The 308-nt window shown below is 54.9% G+C and carries 1 pseudogene; it reads left to right on the top strand.

The window, feature by feature from the left end:
* Positions 1–308, top strand: a pseudogene (locus tag A8707_RS26435) (hypothetical protein); the annotation flags it as partial.

Here is a 308-nt window from a genome sequence, read left to right as displayed (position 1 = left end):
GGGGGGGATGGTTGGAGTTAGATCCGCAGACGACTCGGTTTCCGTCCTATTCCACCGTTCGTCGAGTGTTTCTGCAAGTCGATGCGGCAGCCTGGGTCGATGTGTTTAATGTTTGGGCACTGCTCCATGCCCCGGCGTTTGCTGGAGTGCTGTGGTCGATTGATGGCAAAAGCATCAAATGTACCTCGGTGGGTGGGAACAGCAGTGCCCAAAACTTTGCCACGTTGGTGTCCGTGTACGGTCAGCAAGCTGGGGTCGTCCAGTTGGCGTTGATGTACAACGCTCAAGAAAGTGAAATTGAGGTTGCC

This window comes from Phormidesmis priestleyi BC1401 (genome assembly GCF_001650195.1).
Taxonomy (GTDB): domain Bacteria; phylum Cyanobacteriota; class Cyanobacteriia; order Leptolyngbyales; family Leptolyngbyaceae; genus Phormidesmis_A; species Phormidesmis_A priestleyi_B.
The sequence above is the reverse complement of the archived record's forward strand: the minus strand, read 5'-3'. Positions and strand labels throughout refer to the sequence as shown.